10 protein-coding genes are annotated in these 8,910 nt (G+C 37.2%); all 10 read right to left on the reverse strand.

Annotation, left to right across the window (positions count from 1 at the left end):
• On the reverse strand, positions 1-770 hold a 770-nt coding region (locus tag PLK24_RS04085; protein WP_324476552.1), incomplete at its 3' end, for a peptide chain release factor 1.
• Between the two features lies 1 nt (position 771).
• Positions 772-1,677 carry a DUF1385 domain-containing protein gene (locus PLK24_RS04090; protein ID WP_324476554.1) on the reverse strand — a complete coding sequence of 302 codons (906 nt, stop codon included), beginning with the start codon at positions 1,675-1,677 and terminating at the stop codon, positions 772-774.
• The gene (gene thyX / locus PLK24_RS04095) at positions 1,650-2,306 is read right to left on the reverse strand and encodes an FAD-dependent thymidylate synthase (protein ID WP_324476556.1); all 657 of its coding nucleotides are present in this window, start codon (positions 2,304-2,306) and stop codon (positions 1,650-1,652) included. Before thyX ends, PLK24_RS04090 begins: the two co-directional genes overlap by 28 nt.
• Before the next feature lie 355 nt (positions 2,307-2,661).
• The gene (gene rpmE, locus PLK24_RS04100; RefSeq protein WP_324476558.1) at positions 2,662-2,868 is read right to left on the reverse strand and encodes a 50S ribosomal protein L31; all 207 of its coding nucleotides are present in this window, start codon (positions 2,866-2,868) and stop codon (positions 2,662-2,664) included.
• Positions 2,869-3,034: 166 nt separating this feature from the next.
• Positions 3,035-4,303 carry a transcription termination factor Rho gene (rho, locus tag PLK24_RS04105; protein ID WP_324476569.1) on the reverse strand — a complete coding sequence of 423 codons (1,269 nt, stop codon included), beginning with the start codon at positions 4,301-4,303 and terminating at the stop codon, positions 3,035-3,037.
• Between the two features lie 225 nt (positions 4,304-4,528).
• Complete coding sequence (locus PLK24_RS04110; protein ID WP_324476561.1) at positions 4,529-5,281, reverse strand: nucleotidyltransferase family protein; 753 nt, start codon at positions 5,279-5,281, stop codon at positions 4,529-4,531.
• Positions 5,278-6,201, reverse strand: coding sequence for a 4-(cytidine 5'-diphospho)-2-C-methyl-D-erythritol kinase (gene ispE, locus PLK24_RS04115; RefSeq protein WP_324476563.1), 924 nt, complete (start codon positions 6,199-6,201; stop codon positions 5,278-5,280). The genes PLK24_RS04110 and ispE overlap by 4 nt, the downstream gene beginning before the upstream one ends.
• Positions 6,202-6,222: 21 nt before the next feature.
• Positions 6,223-7,089, reverse strand: a complete 867-nt coding sequence (gene murI / locus PLK24_RS04120) for a glutamate racemase (RefSeq protein WP_324476565.1) — start codon at positions 7,087-7,089, stop codon at positions 6,223-6,225.
• Positions 7,082-8,725 (reverse strand): CTP synthase, encoded by a 1,644-nt coding sequence (gene pyrG, locus PLK24_RS04125; protein WP_324476567.1) that lies wholly within the window; start codon positions 8,723-8,725, stop codon positions 7,082-7,084. Before pyrG ends, murI begins: the two co-directional genes overlap by 8 nt.
• A gap of 15 nt (positions 8,726-8,740) precedes the next feature.
• Positions 8,741-8,908 (reverse strand): DALR anticodon-binding domain-containing protein, encoded by a 168-nt coding sequence (locus tag PLK24_RS11450; RefSeq protein WP_349770657.1) that lies wholly within the window; start codon positions 8,906-8,908, stop codon positions 8,741-8,743.
• Positions 8,909-8,910 lie beyond the last annotated feature (2 nt).

The following is an 8,910-nucleotide window of genomic DNA, read 5'->3' on the forward strand; positions in this document are numbered from 1 at the left end:
TGGCAGGTAACCATCATGCCGGAAGGAAGGTGGGTAATCCGCACTGCTGAATCGGTGGTATTAACACTTTGCCCTCCATGGCCGGATGAACGATAAACATCAATGCGTAAATCTTCCGGATTGATATCGATGTCGACATCTTCCGCCTCAGGGAGAACTGCTACAGTTACAGTTGAAGTGTGTATTCTCCCACCAGCTTCGGTTATTGGAACTCTTTGCACTCGATGAACTCCGCTTTCATATTTGAATTTGCTATAGGCACCATCACCCTCTATGGCAAAAATAATTTCCTTGAAACCACCGAGCTCGGTTGGGTTAGTACTCATGACTTCGCACTTCCAACCCTGATTTTCAGCATAACGGGAATACATTCTAAAGAGGTCAGAGACAAAAAGTGCAGCTTCCTCTCCACCGGTTCCCGCTCGTATCTCAACCAGAGTATTTCTTTTATCATTAGGATCGCGGGGAATAAGTAGATATTTAATCTCCTCTTCCAGCTCAATCAGCTTATTTTCTAATGCTTTAATTTCTTCTTCTAAGAGCTCACGTAAATCCGCGTCTTGCTCAGTTTTGAGAAAATTTCTATCTTCTTCTAAATTTTTTTGAGCTGCTTGATATTCTTGGTATTTCTTAGCAGTTTCTTCAATTTCAGAAATAGCTTTAGTGAGTTGTCGATAGCGTTGTAAATCTTGAGTAATTTGGGGATCTGATAATAAATGGGTGAGCTCAAGATATCGGCTATTTAACTCCTCAGCTTTATTTTGCCACATACTAACACTCCTCTTTAAGGCTTCCTTTTAAAGCTGCCACAGCAACTTCTAACTGTGAATCGTCCGGTTCCTGGGTGGTAATTCTTTGAAGGAGCAAACCAGGCAAGGCTAATATATTAGCCAAACCACGATCCTGATATTTTGACAAAAGGCGAATGGCTTCATAAGCCAATCCTGCAACAATTGGAATGAGAGCAATTCGGCTAATGATTCTGGTTATTATCCCGGGACGACCTAAAAAAGAAAAAATAAAAATGCTGATAATCATAACGATCATTAACCAATTGGTTCCACAGCGGGGATGATGGGTGGTATATTTTCGAATATTTTCGAGAGTAAGCTCCTGACCATTTTCAAAAGCAAATATAGTTTTATGTTCTGCTCCATGGTACTCGAAAATTCTTTTAATATCTTTCATTCGAGAAATAATATAGAGATACAATAAAAAAATTGTTACTCGAATAAGCCCTTCGATAATATTGTAGAGGATTGTTGAATGAATATAATGATCAATCCGAGAGGTTAAAAAAGTTGGAAGTGCTATAAACAATCCTACAAATAACCCAAAAGCCAACAACATGGCGATGCTAAGGTCAAAAGCCGATAATTTTTCCTCCTCTTCATCCATAGCTAAAGTTGCTGACAGAGACAAAGCTTTCAATCCGATGATGAGTGAATCAACCATATTGACAACACCACGAATAATCGGTAAAGCAAAAAATTTATTGGTTTTTGATAAAATCGGTTTCTCTTTAATATCGGTCACTATTGTACCGTTGGGTTTCCTAACCGCAATTGAAATTTTCCAAGGGCTTCTCATCATCACTCCTTCAATAATTGCTTGCCCTCCTACATTGTGCCTTTCATTCTTTTCGGGTTTTATCTTTTGCTCCACGGATGTCCACATCCTTTATCCCCTTCGGGGCAGATTCCGGTTGCACACGGCGGACCGGCGCTTTCAAAAATAATTGGTGATAATTCCTTTAAAATTTTAAATATTGCGGTGGCAATCATCCTTATTTCCCATTGAGATCGACTACAAAGCCGAAGCTTTAAAATATGGAGATATTCACGGGCATTGGCCGTTAATATAATTTGGCTGGTAATAGCCTGTGGTAATATATAACGAGCGTCTTCTTCTGCTATTCCCATTTTAATCATTTCTTGATATATATCGGAACTTTTCTGTATCTGCTCCCGAAAATGATCAAATAAGGTTTCATCTTCTTTAATTGAAGGCGGAATGACAAATTCTGGATTTTTAAAATGAATATATCGTTGGCTTTGTTGAGAGTAGGAAGCTAAGCGATGACGAACCAACTGATGTGAAGCAGCTCGGGAAATTCCCCCAATTAAAAAGGTAAAAGAAGCGTGTTCTAAAACCGATTCATGGCCACGGGCTACGATTTCTCGTATAAGTTTTTGAGCTTTTTCTAATGTTATGTCTTCGTCATAACTTCTTCGATAGCAGAGACGTGCAGCTCTTGCAATGGTTAGCTCAGGATTCGGTGTTGAGCTTATAAGCGTTACCTTCATACCCCTACTCCTTTTATAAACAATGATGAGTGATTAGTATCTGGTGATGAGTTTGAATTTCACTCTCATCGTATTTTACTCTACTTGAGGAAGAAGTAATTTACAAAAGGACTCCTCCTTAAGTTGTTCTTTGTTGTTATTCCCTTTTTCCATGATGTAAAGGGATTGGGGTGAGAGAGAAAATTTTTTATTCTCATTCTCATCTTGCGTCACGATGCAGTACAAATAGCAATCTAACGCTTATGGAGGTCATTGTTCAATACCTTTTAGCTCGTCATTGCTTTTTTATTCCAATAAAAAAAGGGAGTATGTAAATTATACACACTACCCTTTTTTATTCATTTCGTAACTAAAGCTAAAAATTGTCGCCGTATTTTGCCCGGAATTTCTCAACTCGACCAGCAGTATCGATTAATTTTTGCTGTCCAGTAAAGAATGGGTGACAGCTGGCACAAATTTCTACTCTTATTTCCGGTGTTTTGGTAGAACGAGTTACAAAGCTATTCCCACAAGCACAAACAACTCGTGTCTTTTTATAATTGGGATGAATATCTTTTTTCATTGTTATCACCTCACCCAATTCCGTTTTAAGTATATAGGTATCAAAAATTGATTTAAAAAAAGGTAATAATTCATTGGTACCTTTTATACATCAGGAATTGAAGAATGAACAAAAATGATTTAAAAACGCTGGGTATTATATCACATACTGATTTTGAGTGTCAAAATTAACGGGAGTTTTTCAACACATGATCAATCATTTTCAAAAATTCTCGATTTGATTTAGTATTTTTCATACGGTCGATAACCATTTGAGCTCCTTCTTGTTGGTCAACATTGGCTAAAAGCTTTCTCAACATCCAAATTCTTTCTAAATCATTTTGTTTAATCAGCAGCTCTTCTTTTCGTGTCCCTGATCGATGGATATCAATGGCTGGAAATATTCTACTTTCCGATAAAGCCCGGCTAAGATGAAGCTCCATGTTTCCGGTTCCCTTAAATTCTTCGTAAATGACTTCATCCATACGGGATCCGGTTTCAACCAGTGCGGTTGCTAAAATGGTCAGACTCCCACCTTCTTCGATATTCCGAGCAGCTCCAAAAAATCTTTTTGGCCAATGGAGAGCTGAAGAATCAATTCCACCTGAAAGGGTTTTTCCAGTATTGGGAACGACCAAATTATTGGTTCGTGCCAACCGGGTTATACTGTCAAGCAAAATGACAACATCCTTCCCCTCTTCTACCAATCGTTTTGCCCTTTCCAAAGTAAGTTCTGCAACACGAATATGATTTTCCGGTTTTTGGTCAAAAGTTGAGGCAATAACATAACCCTTCACCGAGCGTTCCATTTGGGTAACTTCTTCAGGACGTTCGTCGATCAATAAAACAATCAGAACAACGTTGGGGTAGTTGGTAGTAATCCCATTGGCTATTTTTTCCAACAATACGGTTTTTCCAGCTTTTGGTGGTGCTACAATAAGACCTCGCTGCCCTACACCAATAGGAGAAAAAAGATCGATGATTCTTGTAGAAATTTCATTGGGTGTAGTTTCTAATACAAACTGGAGATTGGGAAAAATTGGGGTTAAATTTTCAAAAAGGGGTCTTTTTTTGGCTTGCTCTGGATCTTCATCGTTAATAGCTTCAATTCGAAGCAGGGCATAATATCTTTCCCCTTCTTTTGGTGGTCTTACCTGTCCGGCAACTTTATCACCACTACTCAAAGCAAAACGTTTGATTTGTGATGGTGAAACGTAAACATCGTTTTCGCTGACAGTAAAATCATCTGAAGTTCGGAGAAAACCATATCCTTCGATAGTGATTTCTAAAATACCTTCGCTGAAAATATAACCTTTCGATTCAGTCGCCTTTTTTAATATTTCAAATATCAGTTCGCTTTTTCTCTTTCGACTATAGCCAACTATACCCATTTTTTGGGCAATATCTCCCAGTTCGTTATTGGATTTGATTTTTAGTTCTCCTAAGGAAAACTGCAATTCCGCTCTGGTTTTTTCTTTTTCAGGTTCTTTTTCTAACTCTTTTTCCTCTAATTCTAAATCAACTTGATTGCTGTCTGTACTCAATGCAATTGTACCTCCTCGTTTTTCTCAAAGACATCTTTGGATTAGAAATAATGCTTGGCGTATCGATGTGTAAATCCAAGAAGCAGTAATTTCAAATAGCTGGTAAGAATATTTTAATAAAATATTTGGCTTAAACCTCTATTTTTTAAGAAATTTCCTTGCTATATCCACGTGTTCGGGTAAATCGATATCAAACTTGATTTCTGGATAAGGAGTAATGATAGCTAAACCTTTCATTTCTAAAATCTTTTCCACTCGATCTTCAATATCTTTGACTGATAGTTTTTTAAAAATATATTTAAAAATAATATTCAAACCTAATATTCTGGCAATCATAAAAGGACTTTTGCGGTTTCTGATGACCTGAGAAATAAATTCTCTCTTTTTTTGAACCAGAGTGGGATCGATAAGTAACATATTACCACCGCCAAAAGAACCTTCAACCAATTTAGCAAAAGTTCTTTTTGATTGGCCAAACTTTTTTTGATACACTTCCTTCCGAACAATTGGATAATAAAAATCAGCAGGTTGTTTGCTGCATCTGAGAAAGAAATCCTCTATCATCTCACCTTTAATGAGAGGGATATCACTTGAAATTACCAGCACCTTTTTTTCGGGTTTGAGGTAATCAAGACCTTTTAACGTGCTTTCAAAAGGATCATTTCCAGGAGGAACAACTTCTTCAACCGACTTACCTATCCGGGATTTCAGCTCTTTGACGGGTCCAACAACAATGATTCGCTTAATTGAGGAAACCTCTTTGAGGGCTTCTATTACATACTCTATCATAAATTTATTATGAATGACAAGTAGTGATCGGTTATTCACACCAAATTTTTTTAAAAATTCTTGATTACTATCTCCACCCGCTAATATGATGGCATCAGTCATGGTTCTTCCCCTCCCTCTTTGACAATTATTGGATTACTATCAACTTTATAAATCGTTGTCGACCACCGAGAATGAATTCCTTTTTGGTTCAGTCTCTTGACAATATCAACAGCTTTTTCTTGATTTGGTGCAACACCTATGATCGATGAACCGCTTCCGGTCATAAAAACCGAAGAACATCCCATTTGTTCTAAAGTTTTTTTATATTCAGCAAATTCTGGCATGCGTTTATAAACAATTTTTTCAAAGTCATTCCAGATATATTTTTCTATCTGGCTTGGATTAAAGTCAATTAAAAAATTCTTCACCGAAGGCAAATTCTGGCAATTTTGTTGCTCTTGTTCAATATCCCATTCTCGGTATGCCCAACTGGTATCAATACCCACTTTTGGAAAAACCAGAACAATATATTTTTCCGGTGGCTGATGAAGAGGAATAACTTTTTCGCCTTTCCCACTTATTATTGCAAAGGGGTAACCAGTTGTAAAGAAAGGAATATCAGAACCGAGTTTTGCTGATAATTCAATTAGTTTCTCATTTTCGAAAGATAATTGTAGTATTTCATTCATTTTTTTTAATAAGTTTGCTACGTTGCTGCTAGCACCTCCCAAACCACTAGAAGGAGGAATATTCTTAATTATTTTAACACCGAAATACCGCTCTTTAATGTGGGGATTTAATTCACGCAGGAGATGAAATAAACGCCCAAGCAAACTTTTCTTCCCAGTCGGTATTTCATAATTACATTGAATTTCATCACAATTTTGGTTGTTAAAATAAAAATCAATAATATCATAAAAATTGATAAGTTGCATTACCGATAATATATCATGATATCCATCCGTACGTTGTTGACCAATTTTTAAAAACCAATTTATTTTTGCATAAGAACGGAATCGATAAATAGTGTCGTTTTTCATTTGGGGATCTTTCCAGGATTTTTACATTGGAGTTGAGGCCGGAGTACAATATCTCTGAGCTTTGTTGATGAAGTTTTCAATAATCTTCTCAGGAAATGCCTCAATATTAATTTTTTGTAAATCGGTGTATTTTTGAATCGTTTTTTTCATGTTTGTGCTGTTTCCCCGCACAATAATTCTCTTTTTACTTAGCTCCGATGGATTTAACAAATTTGATTTTGCTAAATATTCTTTTACTTCTTGAGCAGTTGCTATTGCTGGATTAATAATTTCAAACGTAGTTTCAGCAATATCTTGAAAAAAAGATGATATTAAAGCAAAATGGGTACAACCCATAATGATGGTATCAAAATTTTCTTGTTGAAAACCAATCAGCTGAGTATGAATCCATTTTCTCCAATCATCGGTTTGATGCAGTCCTTTTTCAACCGCTTCAACAAATTCCGGCCAAGCTTCCTCTTTAACGGTAATGGAAGAATGAATTCTTTGTAAATGCTTTTGGAAAGTACTACTTTTTACAGTTGCTGAAGTCGCTAACACAACGACCTTGCCGGTTTTGGTTTTCCTTACAGCTTCTCTGGAAGCAGGATCTATAATACCAATAATTGGAACTTGAAACAAAGCTGACAGTTCCTCCAGGCAGTTTGAGCTGATTGTTCCGCAAGCGGTTATTATAAGCTTTGCTTTTAAATTCTCATTCAAGTAGGAAACCAATGAAGAAACAATATGAATCAGTTCATTTTTAGCCTTTTCTCCATAAGGAAAATGAAGAGGGTCAGCGACGTAAACTATTTCTTCCGATGAAAGCAACTGATCTAAAGCAATGACCATGCTGAGTCCTCCGACACCGGAATCAATCACACCAATAGGATTTGAATTACTACCCAAAAGTCTTCTCTCCAATTCTTTGGTTTTGATGATACTTTTGTGCCGCTTGAACAAAGCCATAAAAAAGAGGGTGAGGTCGATTAGGACGGGATTTAAATTCAGGATGAAATTGGACTCCGACAAACCAGGGATGATTGAAGAGCTCAACCATTTCAACAACTTGAAACTCTGGATTAAACCCTACCATAATCATTCCTGATTTTTCTAATTGGTGTATATATTCAGAGTTTAATTCATAACGATGGCGATGTCGCTCCATAATCTCTTCCTGTTGATATAGTGAGTAGCTTTTTGTATTGGTTTTCAGCTGGCATCGGTAATTTCCCAACCTCATGGTACCACCTAAATCTTTTTTAGTCCGCTGATCGGGTAAAAGATGAATAATCGGAAAAGGTGTTTCGGGATTAAACTCAGTTGAATGAGCACCAACCATTCCAGCAGCATTACGAGCAAATTCGATCACTGCCGTATGCATTCCTAAACAGATTCCAAAAAAGGGAATGTTATTTTCCCGTGCGTACCGTGCAGCAATAATTTTTCCTTCTATTCCTCTTTTTCCAAAACCTCCCGGAATTAATACACCATCGAGCTCTCCAAGGTACTTCTCTACATTCTGTTCTTGAATTTTTTCAGCTTCAATTGGTTTAATGCAAACCTTTACTCCCAAGGCTCCTCCACCATGTTTTAGTGACTCGTTGATACTTAAATAGGCATCCTTCGATTCTATGTACTTCCCGATAATCCCAATATTGATTTTCTGGTTGGGGTTTTTCATTCGAGATATAATTTCTGACCAATCATGGAGATCAACTTCTGCAGCATTTAGTTGAAGCTTATTAATGATGAGATTGCCAACTCCTTTTTCCTCCAAAGTAATCGGGACATCATAAATTGATTCGGCATCAAGAACGGGAATGATGGCTTCCTTTTCAATATCACAAAAAAGTGCAATTTTAGATATAACTTCTCGGGTCATAACATGAGAAGAACGACAAATTATCATGTCGGGTTGGATTCCAATGCTTCGTAATTCTTTAACGCTGTGTTGTGTGGGCTTGGATTTAAGCTCTCCGGCAGCATCGAGAAAGGGAACGAGAGTGACGTGTATATACAAGCAATTGGATTTTCCAATATCATTCTTGATTTGGCGAATAGCTTCCAAAAATGGGAGTGATTCAATATCACCAACTGTACCGCCAATCTCAACAATTGAAACATCAGCTTGACATTCTTCCCTGAGACGAAATATTTCTTCTTTTATCTGGTTGGTAATATGAGGAATAACTTGAACAGTAGCTCCTAAGTAATCCCCATGACGTTCGCGAGCAATTACCGAACTATATATCTTTCCGGTTGTTACATTACTTGATTTCGATAACTCTTCATCGATGAAGCGTTCATAATGCCCAAGATCAAGGTCGGTTTCTCCCCCATCCTGTGTAACAAAAACTTCACCGTGTTGATAGGGATTCATAGTCCCGGCATCAACATTAATATACGGATCGAACTTCTGCATGGTTATTTTAAGTTGTCGACTTTTTAAAATTCGACCTATTGATGATGCTGTAATCCCCTTTCCTAATGAGGAAGTGACTCCTCCGGTAATAAAAATAAATTTTCCTTCCTTACCATTCATACTAATCGACCTTCCCTACATCGTTTCTGGTGCCGAAATACCCAATAAATCCAGTGCATTTTTGAGCACCTGTCGAGTTGCACGGCATAAATTAAGTCGAAAAGCCGTTAACTCTAAATTTTCTTCGTCTAAAATTCGGTTGTTATTATAAAAAGTATGAAATGAACCTGCTAAATCTGTCACAT

It is taken from the genome of Atribacter sp. (genome assembly GCF_035418125.1).
Lineage (GTDB): Bacteria > Atribacterota > Atribacteria > Atribacterales > Atribacteraceae > Atribacter > Atribacter allofermentans.

What these genes read in the sequence shown, in the direction of transcription:
- PLK24_RS04090 (WP_324476554.1), bottom strand. Translation starts at nt 1,677, where the DNA reads ATGTGGACATCCGTGGAGCAAAAGATAAAACCCGAAAAGAATGAAAGG.
- thyX (WP_324476556.1), bottom strand. Translation starts at nt 2,306, where the DNA reads ATGAAGGTAACGCTTATAAGCTCAACACCGAATCCTGAGCTAACCATT.
- rpmE (WP_324476558.1), bottom strand. Translation starts at nt 2,868, where the DNA reads ATGAAAAAAGATATTCATCCCAATTATAAAAAGACACGAGTTGTTTGT.
- PLK24_RS04110 (WP_324476561.1), bottom strand. Translation starts at nt 5,281, where the DNA reads ATGACTGATGCCATCATATTAGCGGGTGGAGATAGTAATCAAGAATTT.
- ispE (WP_324476563.1), bottom strand. Translation starts at nt 6,201, where the DNA reads ATGAAAAACGACACTATTTATCGATTCCGTTCTTATGCAAAAATAAAT.
- pyrG (WP_324476567.1), bottom strand. Translation starts at nt 8,725, where the DNA reads ATGAATGGTAAGGAAGGAAAATTTATTTTTATTACCGGAGGAGTCACT.